The organism is Bacillus sp. HSf4, assembly GCF_029537375.1.
GTDB classification, from domain to species: Bacteria; Bacillota; Bacilli; order Bacillales; family Bacillaceae; genus Bacillus; species Bacillus sonorensis_A.
This window is the reverse complement of sequence record NZ_CP120679.1, coordinates 1,667,282-1,685,008: the sequence shown is the minus strand read 5'-3', so window position 1 is coordinate 1,685,008 and position 17,727 is coordinate 1,667,282. Positions and strand designations below refer to the sequence as shown.

Here is a 17,727-nt window from a genome sequence, read left to right as displayed (position 1 = left end):
GGGGTTAGAAATGGACATGTCAAAGGTAAAGACGTTCATCATTGCCGTTTTGCTGCTTTTGTTTACTGCTGCCGTCATTACCCACCCGCAGGAATCATTCGACGCTTCAAAAAGCGGACTTGCCATGTGGTGGGAGGTCGTATTCCCTTCCCTTTTGCCTTTTTTTATTTTATCAGAGCTCTTAATCGGGTTTGGAATCGTCAGCTTTGTCGGGCTGCTTCTGGAGCCTTTCATGCGGCCCGTGTTCCGCGTGCCCGGTGTCGGGGGATTCGTGCTTGCCATGGGTATGGCTTCAGGCAATCCGGCCGGTGCAAAGCTGACGTCACGGCTTAGACAAGAGCGACAGATTTCCAGGGTTGAAGCAGAGCGGCTTGCTTCATTCACCAATTCATCTAACCCGCTGTTTATTTTTGGAGCAGTCGCGGTTGGCTTTTTTCATAATCCGGCACTCGGAGTCGTTCTTGCAGCAGCGCACTATTTAGGCAACTTCGCGGTCGGACTGACGATGCGCTCCTATGGAAGAAAAGAAGAAAACCGCACCGCAAGAAAAAAGAAGCTCCCCCTGCCTTCAATTAAAGAAGCATTCAAAGCGCTTCACCAAGCCCGGCTTAAAGAAAAACGGCCGCTCGGCAAGCTGCTGAGTGATGCTGTCATTTCCTCCGTGCAAACCTTGCTGATGGTAGGCGGTTTTATCATTCTTTTTTCTGTCTTTAATAACATTCTCTCCGTCATTCATATAACGGACATTCTTTCCAAAGGCACAAGAATGATTTTGACTGCGCTTCAGTTCCCGGCTGCTTTTGACAAACCTCTATTATCGGGAGTGTTTGAGATAACGCTTGGCAGCAAACTGGTCAGCGCGACGGATGCATCATTGCTTGAAAAAGCCGTGATCGTCAGCTTCATTCTCGGATTCAGCGGTTTTTGCGTACAAGCTCAAGTGGCCGGGATTCTCGCAGAAACGGATATTCGCTTCAAACCGTTTTTTATCGCCCGCTTCCTCCAGGGCATTTATGCAGCTGTATTTGTGCTGATCTTGTGGAAGCCGCTTTATACTTCCTTCCATACGCCGGCAGAGCCCGTCTTTTTCCTGATTCCGGACGGGAAAACGGAATCTTTTTTGGCCCAGATGTTAAGCACCATGGCAGAGGCCGGACCGCTTCTGACGATCGGCACCCTTCTGCTGTATGTCATTCTTTACGCAAAAACGTGTGCACCTGCTAAAAAATGAGCAGCCGGATAAGGCCGCTCATTTTTTGGCAAACTTTTGTTCAAGCGCAGATTCGACCGCTTCCGGAACGAGCTCTGCAACAGATCCTTTGTATTTTGCCACCTCTTTGACAATGCTTGAACTTAAGAACGAGTATTGATTGTTCGTCATCATAAAAAATGTCTCAATGTCCTCGTCAAGCACTTTATTCATCGAGGTTCCCTGCATCTCATATTCAAAATCAGAGACAGCCCGCAAGCCGCGCAGGATGACATTGGCCTGCTTGCTTTTGGCATAGTCAATCAAAAGCCCCTGAAAAGATTCAACACGAACATTCTGGATATCCCGCGTGACTTCACGCAGCAGCTCACAGCGCTCTTCCACCGTAAACAGCGGCTTTTTCGCAGAGTTATTCAGAACGCATACATACACTTGATCAAACACTTTCGCCCCGCGCCTGATAATATCCAAATGTCCAAACGTCACCGGGTCGAAACTTCCGGGACATACGGCAATGTTAGCCATCCCCATTCCCTCTCTTTCTGTATATCGTTACACCTGTTAAACCGTATATTTCCTGCCTCGTCATCAGTAGTTTTCCTACGGCTTCCGGAAGTGCGACTTCCTTCGCATGCTCAGTGACAATAAACCCTGTATCGGTCAGCAAATCCGCTTCATCAATCACCGATAAAAGCGCTTCCAGTTTCTGTTCCCGATACGGCGGATCCAAAAACACCGCATCAAAGGTGATGCCCCTTTTCACCAATGCATGCAAGGCTCTTTCAGCATCGTTTCTGTAAACCTCTGCACGCTTTTCTAAACTGAGTGTTCTCAAGTTTCCTTTTACGGTTTGCACAGCTTTAAAATCCCGGTCTACAAAAATGAAGCGGTCAAAACCCCTGGACAGCGTTTCAATGCCCAACCCTCCGCTTCCAGCGTATAGATCAAGGCCGCTTCCTCCGTCAAAATACGGGCCGACCATATTAAATATGGACTCTTTAACCTTGTCAGTCGTCGGCCTTGTTGACGTTCCAGGCACCGCTTTCAAAACACGTCCCTTATACGTTCCAGAAATCACTCTCATACTTCCACCACTTTTTCTTGAAAAAAATCATCACTATCTTATCACAAAGTGTTTTTTGGCACAAACACCCAAAGTGCAAATTCATATGTATAGCGGCCGGACCTCATGGTGATAATAATAGCAACAGCATCGATTGATGTTGTTGCCAACCGCGGAGAAGACTTACGTTTCCCCATAAGTTCTTCCTCCGGTTTCTCCTCTCCCTTTGCCTTCTCCTTAAATCTTTAAGGAATAGAAGGACCCCGCAGGGTTTTTTCTGCGGGGATTTTTTTAAAATGAACCGTGTTAGATTCCTGCTTTATAGTCATATTCCTTTGCTTTGTCCAGCTTGGATTCAAATTCCATTTTCAAAAACGGCTTATAGGATAGGTCCACCTGTTTGACAAAAGAATAAGAGCGAATCTTGGCCATGATGCTCTCGGCCTCTTCCATATTGCAATACACCACCACATATTTCAGCCGTTTTGAAACGTAATGAACATTTCCGAATTTCCTGAGCATTTTCGCCTGCTTCAGCGAATGAAGCCAAACGATCAATCCTTGACGCCTGATATCCAAAATGATCACCTGCCTGTCGCTTCTATTACCTTATGTTCTATGAAAAAGACGAGACTAACAAGGTCTCGTCAGGAAACTTTACAGCCGCAGCTGCCGCCTGATCCGCAGCCGCCGCCGCAAGATGAAAGATTATCAAAATAAGGGTTCCCAGTCGGCACTTTAATATGTTTTGACACCGCCTGGCCAATCTCCACGCTGACCTCATCTAAAATGCTTTGGAGCTCGGTTTCGGCTCTTTTAAATTCGGCCACCGTATCATGCAGGTCCAGCTTCCGTTTAATATCCCTCATTTTTTTTGAAATCTCTTTATAATCAGGATGATACTTTCCAAAACGCTGTACATCCTCATATTGTTCTTTTATTTTGTTAAACAAAGCGATGATGCGCCCAGCCTCTTCATCTTCCCGGAGACGCTTGTAGCACTTTCTGTAATGTTCAGCCGCCTCTGATTGAAGAATCATGCCGGCCAACACATCTGCTTCATTTTGAATCCTGAGCGATTCCATCGTGGCATACATTGACATGCACCTCCAGCTATTAGTGTATCACAAAACAGCCGTTTTCAAAATGTATATGTCAATGCCATACTTTTTTAAATCAACCGAAGGCTTTAGAGGGGTTCATCTTGCTCGAGTCCAGTGATCTGCTCCGACTCTGAGCTCCCCTTTGGCTTCGGTTTATAGGTTGTGCAGCCCGCCAGCAGTATGCACAAACAAAAAATCAGCCAGCATTTCTTCATCTGAATCAACTCCCTCAGCCCTATCTTTTACGAATCGTGACGTTTTTATAATCACAAAAAAAGACTCAGGCTCGGTTAATCCTGAGTGCGCATCGCTTGAAACATCTGCATCATCATGTTAGCCATCTGAATCCCGTTTGAAAACTGGTTGACACGGTGGGGAATCGTTTTTTCATAAAAATTCATCATATCCAGCTGAAAGGAAGACAGATCATTCGGTCTCCGCGAAAGCCTGCGGTACCAGATCGGCTGCTCGCGGATAAACCGGCGGCGCTCCTCATCGGCGAATACAAACTCCTGTACTTCTTTGCGCATACGAATCTCCTTTGCTAATCTTTTCGGAAAGAAAACGGATGCTCGCCGCCACCATGGTTTTCCTGTTTTCCACTTCCGGCCGAAAACTGGTTGAGCAAGCTTTGCAGCGAAGAAATAGACTGGCTCATTTTATTGATCTGCTCATTCATTTGGTTAGCGTCCATCTTCTTTACAGCCTTGACCATTTTCGAAATAAAATCGTTTTTGCCGCCGTCTCCCGATGGTGTTTCTGTTGATGTTTCATGTTCTCTGTACGGCTCCCATATGTCGTCATCTTCCCCTAGCAAAACCCAGTTTTCATACACTTCCTGCCAGCTCTTTTGCTCTTTTCGAACTTCGGAAATCAGCTTAGGATGCCGTTTGATAAACCGTTTAAACTCTTCAATAGAAGATTGCGCGTTTTGATTTGCCAAGTCTACACCCCCTCCGAAAACAAGTGCCTACTATAATGTATCCGTTCCGCGCAGATTTTGTTCGCCTAAATTTTTTCTGTCATTCAAACATAAATCTCTTCCCTGGAGAGCGGCGATGTTGAACGGTGGATGCCTTCTCCCATTTTCCTGCATTCAGAAACAGCAATCGGAACCGTCTTGATTTCATTTTTAACTCCATCACCCTCGGTAAACATGCCTAACTGTTAATCAGGGCCGTTGCGCTCCATTGCAAATAAGACAAGCCCGGGATACTCCCGGGCTTGTCAAGGTTATTGCCATTGTTTAATAAAGTTTTGCGTATAATATTTCTCATCCACCCCGACACCGAGATGGGTATATTCCGCGTTCAGCAGAGCTTTTCTGTGTCCTTCGCTGTTCATCCAGCCTTCTACGGCAGCAGGCCCGTCGACATAGTTGAGCGCGATGTTTTCCCCCGCCTGTTCAAAGTTCACCTTTCCTTTTTCCAGGCGGTCTTTTAATGTTCCATCCGTTTCTGACACATGGGAAAAATATTGATGTTCCTTCATATCGCTGCTGTGGCCGTATGCAACCTTTGAAACGGCTTCATCCCAGTCCAGCCGGGAGAGGCCGCGCCTTTGTCGGATCACATTGGTCAAGTCGAAAATCTGTCTTTCGTTCGCCCTCTCAATTTTCTTCCAATCCGCTTCAGTGAGGGTTTTCGGCTCAATCAGCGCTCCTCTGTATACGACCTCATACGGCCTTTGTTTAATCAATGTCGCTGCGTCAAATGCCCTGACGCTCGACAAAGTGCCGTCAAATTTGTCCATATAAAGCTGAACATAACGGTTGCCCGCTTTCACGGTCGGCCTCGTGTTCATATCCTCTTCGGAAAACTCAAACCGGTATGAATTGCCGTCGTATTTGACATTGACATAAGGTGCAATCTGGGTCGTTTTAAAGACGTCTCTTGACGGCTGACCAATTTTAAATGGCGATACATTGATTCCGTCGCCTGTCGCAAAAAGCGTCACAGCCTTATGATTCTGAATGCCGATTTGCACATACTGCTTTTTCCCTTGATTATAGACCCACCAATCATAATCATATGCTGAAGGGTCCACTCTGTCGGGCTTTCCCAATTTCTTTTCAATCGTTTCGGATGATTTTCCGATAAATGACAGCAAACCAGACGAAGGAATGTTTAACGATTTCTCCTTTTTCGCATCATTGCTGGAAACCTGTGGCTTGTCTTCTTTGACGATCTTCTCGGGATTTGATCCGTATTGAATGAAAAGGGCGTATGAAGCTGCGACGATTAGAAGAATCACAAAAACTCTCAATACATTTTTCAAATTTTCACCTCCGGCTAATCGGTCTGTCTATCCATAAAAAGGATCCGGTCGGTTCCGTCCAAATGGTCTTTAGTGTCATTTAAACAGAACTGACGCGAATTTTCAATGATATTACAGACTATTACCATGTGGAATCAAATATGTTTTTAATGAAGAAAATCTCCGGACCTCTCTTCATTTTCCGAAATAAACGTCAGCGCGTCCCCTGCCTGACGATTCGATTTTTCATAAGTTGAGACATCTCCGAGGGTGATGATGCCCGCCAGCGTTTTTCCGTTTGTGACCGGAATCCTTCTGATCTGATAATCTCCCATGAGGTCGACTGCTTTTTCAATTGTATCATCTTCACTTAATGTGATAAGCTCTGTTGTCATCACATTTGTCACCTTTTGTGAATTCGGTTTTTTTGCGGCTATTCCGCGCAATACCAAATCCCTGTCTGTTACGATCCCGACGAGTTCAAGATGTTCGTCAAGCACGACCGGAATCGCTCCGACATTTCCGTCTTTCATTTTCACGGCTGCCTCATATACATTGTCGAGAACGGTACAATATAAAATGTCCTTTGTCATGATGTCTTTCACACGCGTCAACAAAAAGACCTCCCTCTTGTCTTTAGACTTTGTTCATATTGTCGTCAAGCCATGCGCGATTCATACTTTTCACAAAAATATTTATATATCGCTCCTGCCAGGATTGAAAGTTTAACCCTTTCATACTATGATTGTCAGTAAAGGTAATTTTTTAAAAAGGGGGCTTTAAGGGATGAAATTTGAAGAATCCGGTATTGAAGGGCTGACTGCTGATCTTAATCGACTGGACGATATCATGGAAAATGAGGGGTTTGTCAGGGCCGGCCAATGGGATTATGAACGGGTGACCTATGACCGCAAATTTGACATGGTGGAAGGAAGATATTATCTGCGGGTTTTCGGATATGCGATTGAAGGCGATGTCGGCGCAAAACGCGCAGTGATTAAGCTGATGACGCCGCTTTTAGGAAAATATTATTATCCGCATGGGGTTGAATACGGAGAAAATGAGCATTTTCCAAAGCAGCTGCTTCAAACAAGCCGCTCTGTTTTAAAAGCCGTCAAGGAAAAAGTTTCCGCGCTCGAAGTGTAACAAGCCTTACATAAAAAGGGTACAGCCGGTTAGGGGCTGTACCCTTTTTCATCTCAATGGACCGTTGATGGAGAGTAATCTTCCAATTCTTCTTCATCCTTTGCCCTTTCCTTTTTAGCCCAGCTGAAGAAGACGATCGCCAAAAATGTTCCATACACAATTTCCTGGATAATTTTCATCACGATTGCTCCGAGCTGCTGATCTTCCAAAACCGGCATGCTGCTGAACATTTCCGGACCTGTGAGAGACATGCCGCTCAGCATATCAAGAGGTACACACAATTTCATCGCTTCCACCCAAGCGGATGGATCAGAGTATGTCGCATACAGAGGCGTACCGCTGAACATAATCAAAGCACAGGCAGGTGTGAGCAATATTCCGTCAGCCATAATGTAACCCATTTTCAAAAGTCCGTTCATTTGCGGAAGCCCCTCGATCCGATGAATCAGCGGCCACCACATGAAAAACCCGGCAATAAAAAGCAAAACCGTTACCGCCGCATGGTAAACAGTATCTGTCTTAATAAAATCAAACACAAGCGGAACATGATACATCGAAAATAAGCCGTTAAACACGATAATGGCAATCAAAGGCTTTGTCAAAAACCGAAAGAGCGGTTTAACAACCGGCCGAAAAATGAATTTCTTCCATAACCATGCCGGCACCCCAAGGATGATGAGCGGCGGCACCACCAAGTATAAAATCGCCATCTGTGCCATATGTGCGCTGAACATGATATGTCCAAGCAAATCAAGCGGACTGCCTTTTGACATATAGACAAGAACCATGGCGGACAGAAACAAACTGATTTCTTTTCTTGAAGCCCGTTCGTTTTCAGATCCTAAACGAGTGACCAGAAAAAAATAAAGAGCCGTGACGACAAGGACAGCCCCTAGGAAATAGGGGCTCCAAAGCGCACGAAAACCGAAGATCTCAAGGCTGCCCATCGTGAGCATCCTCCTTTCTGAATTACAACCAGATCAGCGTCATAAAGGCCAAAACGGTAACAAACGCGACCAAAACTCCTGAATAGAGGAATAAAGAAGGCGCTTCATGCCCCCGCTGACTCATATGCATAAAATAATAGAGCTGAAACGCAACCTGAATGATCGCCAGCAGCAAAATGAACGGAACCGTAAACCATATGCCGGCATCTGAAGCCACCGTCAAAAAAGCGACAATGGTCAGACCGATCATCAAACCAAAAGAAATGAGCTGGTATTTCATGTCCTCCGCGTTTTTCTTTCTGCGGTAAGCAAGATCTGTTTTGGGGTTTCCTCTGTTTTCATTATTCACCATTCTATCCCACCATCCCCATCAAGTATACAACGGTAAAGATAAACACCCAGACAACGTCGATAAAGTGCCAGTAAAGACTCGCAACAAAAAATTTCGGGGCGTTGTACAGGCTCAAGCCGCGTCCCATGTTGCGGATCATCAATGTGATGATCCAGAGAAGCCCGAAGGTAACGTGTGCTCCGTGTGTACCGACGAGCGTGTAAAAAGCCGATCCGAGAGCGGAGCTTGTAATGGTAAAGTCATATTCGTGCACGTAATGGTTGAATTCGTAAATCTCCAGTGCAAGGAAGCCGGCGCCGAGCAAAACGGTAATTCCCAGCCAGATCTGCATCTTTTTAAAAGCGAAGTTCTTCATGTGATGCATCGCATAAACGCTCGTCAAACTGCTTGTGAGCAGGAGCATCGTCGCCGCAAACACAAGGCTGATGTCGAACATGTCGCTCGTTTTCGGCCCGCCTGCATTTGACCCTTTTAGCGCGAGATAAGTCGCGAAGAGAGACGCGAACAGTACGGTCTCTCCTCCGAGAAATAGCCAAAATCCGATAAACTTATTTTTTCCTTCTAAAGTTGCTTTTTCAGGAGAAGCCGGGAAGGTTTCAGCCGTTAATTTCTCTTCTGTATGCATTATGCCTTCACCCCTTTGTCATCGTCATCCATCAGATCTTCTTTATGAATATGGTATCCGTGATCATCAATCACAGATCTCAGGAGCATCGACAGGAATGTGATTCCCAGCCCGATCAGGATGACAGGCAGCCCCCAGGCAAACTCCGTCCGATACATAAAGCCAAACGCCGAAACAAACAGCCCAAAGGACATAATGAGAGGAAGAATCGAGCCGTTCGGCATATGAACATCCTGAAGAGGCTCGGCAGCCGTCATCGTTTGCTTGCCGGCTCTTTTCTCAATCCATAAAGCATCAAGACCCCTGACAAGCGGCAGCTGCTTAAAGTTGTATTCCGGAGGCGGAGATGAAACGGCCCATTCGAGCGTTCTTCCGTCTCCCCAAGGGTCGCTTCCGACTTTCTTCCCTTTGGCTGCCGTCACTATGATATTGAACACCAGTATAATGACAGCGGCCGCCATAAACAATGCCCCAATTGAGCTGACCAGGTTCGCCGCGTCAAGGCCCTGATTCGGCAAGTACGTGAATACGCGTCTCGGCATCCCCCACAATCCAAGCCAATGCTGGATGAAGAATGTCAGGTGGAAGCCGATGAAAAAGAGCACAAAAGTGATTTTCCCTAAAGATTCGCTGAGCATTTTGCCGAACATTTTCGGCCACCAGTAATGGGCGCCTGCCAACAGGGCCAAAACGACACCGCCAATGATGACGTAATGGAAATGGGCAACGACAAAGTACGTATCATGGAATTGATAGTCGGCAGGTGCAGCGGCCAGCATAACCCCTGTCACCCCGCCCATGACAAAAGACGGAATAAACGATACCGCATAAAGCATCGGTGTCGTGAACTTAATGCTTCCGCCCCAGGCCGTCAAAAGCCAGTTGAAGACTTTGATCCCCGTCGGAACGGCGATGGCCATCGTTGCCACTGCAAATATCGCGTTTGCCACAGGTCCGAGGCCTGTCGTAAACATGTGGTGAGCCCATACCATGAAGCCTAAAAAGCCGATCAGCACGGTCGCAAAAACCATAGATGAATAGCCAAACAGCCTTTTTCTGGAGAAAACCGGTATGATCTCTGAAAAGATTCCGAACGACGGCAAAATGAGAATATAAACTTCAGGATGACCGAAAATCCAAAACAGATGTTCCCAAATGATCGTATTACCGCCTAATTCAGGATTAAAAAAGCTTGTGCCGAACAATCTGTCAAACATCAATAGCGCAATTCCGACCGTTAAAGGAGGAAAAGCGAACAGAATGAGTGCGGAAGCCACAAACGTCGTCCATGTGAAAAGCGGCAGTCTCATATAGGTCATTCCCGGCGCCCTCATGTTAATGATCGTCGCCAAAAAGTTGATCCCCGCAATCAGTGTACCGATCCCCGATATTTGCAGACCGAGCACAAAGAAGTCGATCCCGTGCCCTTCCGAATTAAGAGAAAGCGAAGCATAAGACGTCCAGCCGGCATCGGGCGCCCCTCCCAGAAACCAGCTTAAGTTCAGGAAAATGCCGCCGAAAAAGAACAGCCAGAACCCAAGTGAATTCAAGAATGGAAATGCGACATCACGCGCTCCGATCTGCAGCGGAACAACGGCGTTCATCAAGGCAAACAGAAGCGGCATGGCCGCCAGGAAAATCATCGTTGTGCCGTGCATTGTCATAATCTCATTATAGACGCCGGCGCTTACGATATCGTTCTGCGGGAACATCAGCTGAATCCGGATCAGCATCGCTTCAATGCCTCCGAGGATAAAGAAAAACCCGCCGGCAACTAAATAAAGTATGGCAATCTTTTTATGATCGACAGTTGTTAAGTAATCCCATAATACAGCCCCAAAACCTTGCTTTTGTTTAAGCGTACTCACAATGTAACCTCCCTCATTCTCCCTTTGAAGCGTTAGTCTTCGGTTTTTAACCCCTTCAAGTATTCAGTCAGTGCATCGAGTTCCCTGTCGTTTAAATCAGGGTATGTTCCGGTCATTTTGTTGCCCGGCTTGATGCTTTCAGGGTCCTTGAGCCATGCTCTCAGGTTTTCATCGTTAAACTCCTTGACACCGGCTATTTTGGACCTTTCTCCAAAGGTCGCGAGATTCGGTGCGGTTCTAGCCGCTTCAGCCCTTTGGTCTTTCGTATCTGTCGCATGACAGCTCAGGCAGTTTTTCTGTTTGAAAACCTTTTCACCTTCGATAGCAAGGTCTGTTGTCGGCTTTGCATCATAGTTTTCCATTTTGCTCATCCACTTTTTGAAATCATCCTTCGAAACCGCTTTAACCTTAAAGTCCATCAAAGCGTGTGAAGGTCCGCAAAGCTCGGCGCACTTGCCGTAAAAATATTCCCCCGCCTTTTTGGCCCGCTCTGAATCGAACGTTAAATAAAATTCGTTTTCATTTTCAGTATTCGTATCAACTTTTCCGCCAACGGCAGGAACCCAGAATGAATGCTTGACATCGGAAGCCTTCAGTTTGAAATAAACCCGTTCATCTGTCGGCACAACCAGCTCCTGGCTTGTCACAACACCGTAGTCCGGATACTCAAATTCCCACCAGTACAGGTTTGCCCGGACATTGACGACCAGCGCTTTTTCCGGGTCTCTGTTTTTCTTATCCATCGGCTTCGTATCAGCTAAATCAAATGTTTGCGCGACAACAGGTACGACAAGGATGAGAAGAAGAAGAATCGGAATAACAGTCCATAAAATTTCTAAATTTCGGTTTCCTTCAACCTGTTTCGGAATGTGGTCTTCACCTAGACGAGACCTTCTGTATTTGACGATGACAAACACGAAGATGAAGCTTACCACGACAACGACAACCACCATGATCAGCGTGCTGAGAACCATCAGGTCATATTGCTTATCCGCCACTTCCCCAGCGGGCGTCAGCGTAGATAAAAACGGTTCTCCACACCCTGTTAAAACGAGCGCCAAAACAGCAAACAGCGAAATCAGACGCCACTTTTTAAACATTCAACCCAACCCCTTTTCAATCAATCCTTTTGGAACTTCCTGCTTAAGCTTTTATAGGACACTCATTCATCCATCTGACTCTACACTTAAAATAAAGCACTTACATTTCCTCTTTTCTTAAATAATGAGTTTTTTTACTCAAAATACCATCTATGTATGAACGTAAAGCCGCCCATATAACATAATCGAAAAATCGATAAGGCGGCTTTTACATGATTGTTGTCTGCTTGAAGTGTTAAGTGACAGCCTTCAATGTGATGAATATAGAGTTTTACTTTATCCAATTTTAAAAAGTGTAAAAACGACCATGGCCACGAAGAAGATGGTCAAGTAATTTAATGAATATACAAACATGAGTGTTGCCCACTTCATGACATCCTTGCTTCTAAATCCGATAAGGCCGCAAACGAGCCAGCCTATATTTAATACTGTTCCCAGAATGACGATCGGCAAACCTAGTCCGCCCAGGAAAAACGGCAGCGGCATCAAGCAGGCGATCCAAATGATGATTTGCCTTTTTGTGATATCAAAACCGTGTACGACAGGCAGCATCGGAATGTTTGCCGCTCTGTATTCCTCCGTTTTCTTAATCGCAAGCGCGAGAAAGTGGGGAATCTGCCAAATAAACATGATTAAAAACAGCACCCATGCCTCAACACCGATCGTGCCTTGGACAGCGGTCCACCCGATCAGAGGAGGAACGGCTCCCGAAATGCTTCCGACAATCGTATTGATCGTATAGCGGCGCTTCGACCACATCGTATAGAGAAAAACATACGTAAAAACACCGACAAATCCTACTAACGCAGCCGTCAATGTGGTCATAAGCAACATGATAAAACCGAGTGCAATCAGCAAAATGCCAAACCATAACGCCTGGGAAGGCTGGATTTTGCCAGTCACAGTCGGCCTTGTTTTCGTCCGCTGCATGAGCTGGTCAATATCGCGGTCATAGTAGTTGTTGATGACGCATGATCCCGCGATAATCAGCGAGGATCCGGCTAAAGTAAACAGCACGGTATCCAGGTTTCCTAAAAAGCTCAGGTTTGATAAATAAAAAGCGAGCCACATACCCGTAAAAGTTGTTATCAGGTTTGAGTAAACAATCCCGACTTTGATAAGGGCGAGGAAATCCTTCCACGCTGTCGTTTCTTCTATTTGTCCATTCATTGCTGTATCAGCTGTAATTCTGGATTCAGCCATAATGTTACCCCCCTTACTCAAACCTTCATCACGTGAAGAGAAGCGGTATATTCATAAAAAACCTACAACTCTATCATACAAGATTACCGGTTGGAAAAAAACAGCCTATTAAATATTAATCGACAAACCGGTTTATATTTGTGAACTTTTTATGACTTTCATTACAGATGAAGGAAATAATGTGAACAAGAGCAGAAAAACATCCTCATTCTAATATAGTTCTATCAAACGACACCAGAATAATCAAGACTTCAAATCCAAGAAAAATGTGAACGCCGTCTATTGCATTTTTGTGAACATTCATGATAATGAATTGCAGAAAGAACACCAATTCGCTTAAACTTGAAGATGGATCATTATTTTAATTAGTCAGTTTGTATTAAAAGGAGAATTAAATGTATGAATAAAGCATTAAAAGGGTTGGGAATTATTACGACCATCGCCATGCTCTTCGTGCTGATCGGCGGCGCCCTCGTCACGAAGACGGGATCCGGAATGGGATGCGGCAGGTCATGGCCGCTGTGCAACGGAAGCATATTTCCCGCCCTCAATCTGGAATCGATCATCGAATGGAGCCACAGGTTTGTCAGCGGAACATCCGGGATACTCGTGCTCGCTCTCGCCATTTGGTCCTGGAGAAAAATCGGCCATGTCAAGGAAACAAAATTTCTCGCGGTTATGTCGGTTGTCTTTCTTATTCTTCAGGCGCTGTTGGGAGCTGCCGCCGTCGTATTCGGATCCTCGGCATTAATCATGGCTCTGCACTTCGGGATTTCGCTCATTTCCTTCGCATCGGTTCTGCTTCTGACATTTCTCATTTTCGAAGCAGACAAAAGCGAAAAAGCCGAGTCTTTTTATATAGGAAAAACCATGCAGTTTCATATGATAGGAACCATTATATACACATATCTCGTTGTTTATACAGGAGCCTATGTCCGCCACACGACATCGAGCCTTGCCTGCCTTGACTTTCCGATGTGCAGCACGGCGAACGGCTGGTTTCCGTCGACCTTTCATGAATGGGTGCAGATGGGCCACAGAGCAGCAGCACTCCTTCTTTTCGCATGGATTGTCGTCGCCATGATCCACGCTGTCAGACATTATCACAATCAGAAGCGGATATTCTGGGGCTGGATCGCATCTCTGATCCTGATCACACTTCAGGCGGTGTCAGGCATTTTGGTCGTCATGACCCGGTTGGATCTGAGTTTTGCGCTTGCACACGCATTCTTTATTTCAGGTGTGTTCGGCATTTTATGCTATTTCCTGCTGCTCGTTGTCCGCTACCGCCGGCAGGCAAAAACTCAAAAATAAACGCTATGGCCCCTGCTTTCATGCAGGGGTTTTTTGATGAAAAAAGCCGCCGACAAAATGTCAGCGGCCTGAAATATCATATTTTTTTCATTTCAATGAGAAGATCACCGGTTTGAATCGCTTCTCCGTTTGCGACATGGATGCTTTCAACCGTCCCTGTAAACGGAGCCTGGACCGTCGTCTCCATTTTCATCGCTTCATTGATCATCAAATGATCGCCTTTATTGACTTTATCGCCTTTTCCGACAAGAAGCTTAATGACCGTACCCGGCATGGAAGCCGCGATATGGTTCGGGTTTGAACGGTCGGCTTTCACCTTTTGGTGAACGGACGATTTAATGCTTTCATCTTTGATGACCACTTCACGAGGCTGTCCGTTCAGTTCAAAATAGACGACCCTTGTCGCATCGGGACGAGGTTCTCCGATTGAGACAAGCTTCACGATCAGCGTTTTTCCTCGTTCAATTTCGACTTCGATTTCTTCTCCGAGCGTCATGCCGTAGAAAAAGGTCGGTGTATCGAGCACAGAGATGTCCCCGTACAGCTCCGACGTTTTAACGTACTCCGTAAAGACTTTCGGATAAAGCGCATATGCGACGACATCCTGATCAGTCAGCTCCACACCGTGGTTTTCCAAGAACTCGGCTTTCAAATCAGCGAAAGAAACCGGTTCAAGCAGCTCTCCGGGGCGGACGGTAATCGGCTCCTGCCCTTTTAAAATCAGCTTTTGCAGCTTCTCCGGGAAGCCGCCGTGCGGCTGGCCGAGATAGCCTTTGAAAAGCTCGACGACTGAATCCGGAAAATCCAGGGATTCTCCCCGTTCAAAAATATCTTTTTCAGTCAGTTTATTTTGTACCATATATAGCGCCATATCGCCAACCACTTTGGAAGACGGCGTAACTTTTACGATATCTCCAAACAGATGATTGACCCGGCTGTACATATCTTTTACTTCATTCCAGCGGTCGCCAAGGCCGACTCCTTTAGCCTGCTGCTGAAGGTTGCTGTACTGTCCGCCAGGCATTTCATGTTTATAAATTTCGGTATGAGGTGCGTTCATTCCGCTCTCAAACTCATTGTAATACTTTCTTACAGACTCCCAATATTGGGACAAAGACTCGACTGCATCGACATTTAAACGCGGACGGCGCTCATCGCCTTCAAGCGCGTGATAAAGCGAGCTTGCACTTGGCTGTGACGTTAATCCGGCCATCGAGCTGACCGCTACATCGACGATATCGACGCCAGCTTCAATCGCCTTTGCATACATATAGATTCCGTTTCCGCTCGTGTCATGCGTGTGCAGATGGATCGGGATGTCGATTGTCTCTTTCAATGCGGACACCAGTTCATAAGCCGCCTGAGGCCTCAATAGTCCGGCCATGTCTTTAATGCCGAGAATATGGGCTCCGGCCGCTTCAAGCTCTTTGGCCAGCGAAGTGTAATAGTCAAGGTTATACTTTGTTCTGTTCGGATCAAGGATGTCACCCGTGTAACAGATTGCCGCTTCAGCGAGCTTACCTGAATCGCGCACCGCGTCTATCGCAAGCGTCATGCCTTTCACCCAGTTCAGACTGTCAAAAATACGGAATACATCGATTCCGGCTGCCGCCGATTCGCTGACGAACTTTTTAATCAGATTGTCCGGGTAGTTTTTATAGCCGACAGCGTTTGATGACCTCAGGAGCATTTGAAACATCGTGTTCGGAATCTCTTTCCGCAGCTCCTCAAGCCTTTTCCAAGGGTCTTCTTTTAAGAAACGGTATGCCACGTCAAACGTAGCCCCGCCCCACATTTCGAGGCTGAACAGTTCAGGCCAGACCGCTGCTGTCGGATTGGCGATTTTCTTCAGATCATTCGTCCTCACCCTTGTGGCGAGCAATGACTGGTGGGCATCGCGGAATGTCGTATCGGTAAGAAGCACTTCTTTTTGCTCCTGAACCCATTTGACAAGACCTTCAGCTCCCCGCTCGTCAAGGATCTGTTTTGTTCCGGAGGCAATCGGCTGATCGACATCCGTTTTGATGATCTGCGGCTTGTCAAATTCAGGCTTCTTCCCTTTATCGATTCCAGGAAAGCCGTTTACCGTGACATTGCCGATGTACGTCAGCATTTTGGTGCCGCGGTCTTTTTGTTTCGGAAACACAAAAAGCTCTGGCGTTGTATCGATAAAGGATGTATCGTATTGTCCGGTCAAGAATTTTTCATGTTTGGCGACATTTTCGAGAAACGGAATGTTGGTCTTAATGCCTCTAATCCGGAATTCCTGAAGATTTCGCACCATTTTAGCCGCGGCCTGTTCGAACGTCAGCGCCCATGTTGACAGCTTCACGAGCAGTGAATCGTAGTAAGGCGTAATCACGGCCCCCTGAAAACTGTTCCCCGTATCAAGGCGAACCCCGAATCCCCCTCCGGAGCGGTAAGCCATAATTTTTCCGGTATCAGGCATGAAGTTGTTTGACGGATCTTCTGTCGTGACCCTCGACTGGATCGCATATCCGTGGAGCGTGATGGCATCCTGGTTCGGAATGCTGATCTCACTGCTTTTCAGACTGAATCCCGCGGCTATCAGAATCTGTGTCTGCACGATATCAACACCTGTCACCATTTCCGTGATGGTATGTTCAACCTGAACGCGCGGATTGACTTCAATAAAGAAAAATTCATCGTTTGCAACTAAAAATTCGACCGTTCCGGCATTGATATAATTGACGTTTTTCGCAAGCTTGACGGCGGCTTCGCAAATTTCTTCCCTGAGTGAATCGGAAAGTGAAACGCTCGGCGCTATTTCAATGACCTTTTGATGACGCCTTTGCACAGAGCAGTCCCGATCATATAAGTGCACCACATGGCCTTCTTTGTCTCCGATCACCTGAACTTCGATATGCTTCGGCTTTTCGATCAGCTTTTCAACATAGACTTCATCATTTCCAAAAGCGGCTTTCGCCTCTGATTTCGCACGGTTATAGGATTCCTGAAGCTCAGACTCTTCTCTGACAATCCGCATGCCGCGGCCTCCGCCGCCAAGGGACGCTTTAATAATGAACGGATAGCCGTATTCTTCGGCAAAGCGTTTGACATCCTCTATTCCCGCTACAGGTCCGTCGCTTCCCGGTATGACAGGGATTCCGGCTTTTTCAGCCTGCTCGCGGGCTTTGACTTTGTCTCCGAACATATCCAAGTGCTTTGAAGTCGGTCCGATAAAAATGATCCCTTCTTCTTCACAGCGCCTGGCAAACTGTATGTTTTCAGATAGAAAGCCGTATCCGGGATGGATGGCGTCAACATGGTTGCGCTTGGCAATCTCAATAATCCCTTCAATATCGAGATACGCATCGATCGGTTTTTTCCCTTCGCCGATCAAATATGCTTCATCCGCTTTATATCTGTGATACGACCCGCTGTCTTCTTTAGAATAGACCGCAACCGTGCGGATATTCAGTTCTGTACATGCGCGAAAAACGCGGATGGCGATTTCCCCTCTGTTCGCGACAAGTACTTTTTGTATAGACTGCTGTGACATGTCGTTCCCCCTTATCC

General features: G+C 46.4%; 19 protein-coding genes. 3 read left to right on the top strand and 16 right to left on the bottom strand.

All coding sequences use genetic code 11. The annotated features are described in order from the left end of the window. Positions 1-10 precede the first annotated feature (10 nt). Positions 11-1,231 (top strand): sporulation integral membrane protein YlbJ, encoded by a 1,221-nt coding sequence (ylbJ, locus tag P3X63_RS08640; RefSeq protein WP_277692737.1) that lies wholly within the window; start codon positions 11-13, stop codon positions 1,229-1,231. 18 nt (positions 1,232-1,249) lie between these two features. Here ylbJ and coaD read toward each other — a convergent pair whose 3' ends face one another. The 9 genes from coaD to P3X63_RS08595 form a co-directional block, all read right to left on the bottom strand. Beyond that, entirely contained in the window at positions 1,250-1,735 is a 486-nt protein-coding gene (gene coaD / locus P3X63_RS08635; protein WP_026586851.1) for a pantetheine-phosphate adenylyltransferase, read from the bottom strand. After that, positions 1,728-2,294, bottom strand: coding sequence for a 16S rRNA (guanine(966)-N(2))-methyltransferase RsmD (rsmD, locus tag P3X63_RS08630; protein WP_026586850.1), 567 nt, complete (start codon positions 2,292-2,294; stop codon positions 1,728-1,730). The genes coaD and rsmD overlap by 8 nt, the downstream gene beginning before the upstream one ends. Positions 2,295-2,335: 41 nt before the next feature. Further along, positions 2,336-2,470: a hypothetical protein gene (locus tag P3X63_RS08625; RefSeq protein ID WP_256860424.1), complete on the bottom strand. Its 135-nt coding sequence runs from the start codon at positions 2,468-2,470 to the stop codon at positions 2,336-2,338. A gap of 109 nt (positions 2,471-2,579) precedes the next feature. Then, positions 2,580-2,852, bottom strand: coding sequence for a YlbG family protein (locus P3X63_RS08620; RefSeq protein WP_026586849.1), 273 nt, complete (start codon positions 2,850-2,852; stop codon positions 2,580-2,582). A 68-nt stretch (positions 2,853-2,920) separates the two neighbouring features. Continuing rightward, entirely contained in the window at positions 2,921-3,370 is a 450-nt protein-coding gene (gene ricF, locus P3X63_RS08615) for a regulatory iron-sulfur-containing complex subunit RicF (RefSeq protein WP_026586848.1), read from the bottom strand. 296 nt (positions 3,371-3,666) lie between these two features. Beyond that, entirely contained in the window at positions 3,667-3,906 is a 240-nt protein-coding gene (locus P3X63_RS08610; RefSeq protein ID WP_026586847.1) for a YlbE-like family protein, read from the bottom strand. A 14-nt stretch (positions 3,907-3,920) separates the two neighbouring features. Continuing rightward, positions 3,921-4,319 carry a YlbD family protein gene (ylbD, locus tag P3X63_RS08605; protein WP_026586846.1) on the bottom strand — a complete coding sequence of 133 codons (399 nt, stop codon included), beginning with the start codon at positions 4,317-4,319 and terminating at the stop codon, positions 3,921-3,923. A 290-nt stretch (positions 4,320-4,609) separates the two neighbouring features. After that, positions 4,610-5,653: a CAP domain-containing protein gene (locus tag P3X63_RS08600; RefSeq protein WP_277692736.1), complete on the bottom strand. Its 1,044-nt coding sequence runs from the start codon at positions 5,651-5,653 to the stop codon at positions 4,610-4,612. 146 nt (positions 5,654-5,799) lie between these two features. After that, a complete protein-coding gene (locus tag P3X63_RS08595) occupies positions 5,800-6,246 on the bottom strand; it encodes a CBS domain-containing protein (RefSeq protein WP_026586844.1) in 447 nt (148 codons plus the stop codon). Positions 6,247-6,418: 172 nt separating this feature from the next. On the opposite strand from P3X63_RS08595, the gene P3X63_RS08590 reads away from it, so the two are divergent. Continuing rightward, the gene (locus P3X63_RS08590; RefSeq protein WP_026586843.1) at positions 6,419-6,778 is read left to right on the top strand and encodes a YugN family protein; all 360 of its coding nucleotides are present in this window, start codon (positions 6,419-6,421) and stop codon (positions 6,776-6,778) included. A 53-nt stretch (positions 6,779-6,831) separates the two neighbouring features. Here the strand turns inward: P3X63_RS08590 and ctaG are convergent, their stop codons facing one another. The 6 genes from ctaG to cyoE form a co-directional block, all read right to left on the bottom strand. Then, positions 6,832-7,725, bottom strand: coding sequence for a cytochrome c oxidase assembly factor CtaG (gene ctaG, locus P3X63_RS08585; protein WP_277692735.1), 894 nt, complete (start codon positions 7,723-7,725; stop codon positions 6,832-6,834). Between the two features lie 22 nt (positions 7,726-7,747). Then, positions 7,748-8,077, bottom strand: a complete 330-nt coding sequence (gene ctaF, locus P3X63_RS08580) for a cytochrome c oxidase subunit IVB (RefSeq protein WP_026586841.1) — start codon at positions 8,075-8,077, stop codon at positions 7,748-7,750. Position 8,078: 1 nt separating this feature from the next. Further along, positions 8,079-8,702 carry a cytochrome c oxidase subunit III gene (gene ctaE / locus P3X63_RS08575; protein ID WP_026586840.1) on the bottom strand — a complete coding sequence of 208 codons (624 nt, stop codon included), beginning with the start codon at positions 8,700-8,702 and terminating at the stop codon, positions 8,079-8,081. Continuing rightward, a complete protein-coding gene (gene ctaD / locus P3X63_RS08570; RefSeq protein ID WP_077736883.1) occupies positions 8,702-10,570 on the bottom strand; it encodes a cytochrome c oxidase subunit I in 1,869 nt (622 codons plus the stop codon). Before ctaD ends, ctaE begins: the two co-directional genes overlap by 1 nt. A 32-nt stretch (positions 10,571-10,602) precedes the next feature. Further along, a complete protein-coding gene (gene coxB / locus P3X63_RS08565) occupies positions 10,603-11,670 on the bottom strand; it encodes a cytochrome c oxidase subunit II (RefSeq protein WP_277692734.1) in 1,068 nt (355 codons plus the stop codon). A 276-nt stretch (positions 11,671-11,946) separates the two neighbouring features. Beyond that, positions 11,947-12,873 carry a heme o synthase gene (gene cyoE / locus P3X63_RS08560; protein WP_077736885.1) on the bottom strand — a complete coding sequence of 309 codons (927 nt, stop codon included), beginning with the start codon at positions 12,871-12,873 and terminating at the stop codon, positions 11,947-11,949. A gap of 399 nt (positions 12,874-13,272) precedes the next feature. Between cyoE and P3X63_RS08555 the strand changes: the two genes are divergently transcribed. Beyond that, a complete protein-coding gene (locus tag P3X63_RS08555) occupies positions 13,273-14,187 on the top strand; it encodes a COX15/CtaA family protein (protein WP_026586837.1) in 915 nt (304 codons plus the stop codon). A 76-nt stretch (positions 14,188-14,263) separates the two neighbouring features. Here P3X63_RS08555 and pyc read toward each other — a convergent pair whose 3' ends face one another. Further along, positions 14,264-17,710 (bottom strand): pyruvate carboxylase, encoded by a 3,447-nt coding sequence (pyc, locus tag P3X63_RS08550; protein WP_277692733.1) that lies wholly within the window; start codon positions 17,708-17,710, stop codon positions 14,264-14,266. Positions 17,711-17,727 lie beyond the last annotated feature (17 nt).

Excerpts from the sequence above, each read along its gene's own strand:
- coxB (WP_277692734.1), bottom strand. The coding sequence starts at position 11,670 with ATGTTTAAAAAGTGGCGTCTGATTTCGCTGTTTGCTGTTTTGGCGCTC.
- ricF (WP_026586848.1), bottom strand. The coding sequence starts at position 3,370 with ATGTATGCCACGATGGAATCGCTCAGGATTCAAAATGAAGCAGATGTG.
- coaD (WP_026586851.1), bottom strand. The coding sequence starts at position 1,735 with ATGGCTAACATTGCCGTATGTCCCGGAAGTTTCGACCCGGTGACGTTT.
- cyoE (WP_077736885.1), bottom strand. The coding sequence starts at position 12,873 with ATGGCTGAATCCAGAATTACAGCTGATACAGCAATGAATGGACAAATA.
- ctaE (WP_026586840.1), bottom strand. The coding sequence starts at position 8,702 with ATGCATACAGAAGAGAAATTAACGGCTGAAACCTTCCCGGCTTCTCCT.
- P3X63_RS08610 (WP_026586847.1), bottom strand. The coding sequence starts at position 3,906 with ATGCGCAAAGAAGTACAGGAGTTTGTATTCGCCGATGAGGAGCGCCGC.
- rsmD (WP_026586850.1), bottom strand. The coding sequence starts at position 2,294 with ATGAGAGTGATTTCTGGAACGTATAAGGGACGTGTTTTGAAAGCGGTG.
- pyc (WP_277692733.1), bottom strand. The coding sequence starts at position 17,710 with ATGTCACAGCAGTCTATACAAAAAGTACTTGTCGCGAACAGAGGGGAA.
- P3X63_RS08625 (WP_256860424.1), bottom strand. The coding sequence starts at position 2,470 with ATGGGGAAACGTAAGTCTTCTCCGCGGTTGGCAACAACATCAATCGAT.
- ctaG (WP_277692735.1), bottom strand. The coding sequence starts at position 7,725 with ATGGGCAGCCTTGAGATCTTCGGTTTTCGTGCGCTTTGGAGCCCCTAT.
- ylbJ (WP_277692737.1), top strand. The coding sequence starts at position 11 with ATGGACATGTCAAAGGTAAAGACGTTCATCATTGCCGTTTTGCTGCTT.
- P3X63_RS08590 (WP_026586843.1), top strand. The coding sequence starts at position 6,419 with ATGAAATTTGAAGAATCCGGTATTGAAGGGCTGACTGCTGATCTTAAT.
- P3X63_RS08555 (WP_026586837.1), top strand. The coding sequence starts at position 13,273 with ATGAATAAAGCATTAAAAGGGTTGGGAATTATTACGACCATCGCCATG.
- ctaF (WP_026586841.1), bottom strand. The coding sequence starts at position 8,077 with ATGGTGAATAATGAAAACAGAGGAAACCCCAAAACAGATCTTGCTTAC.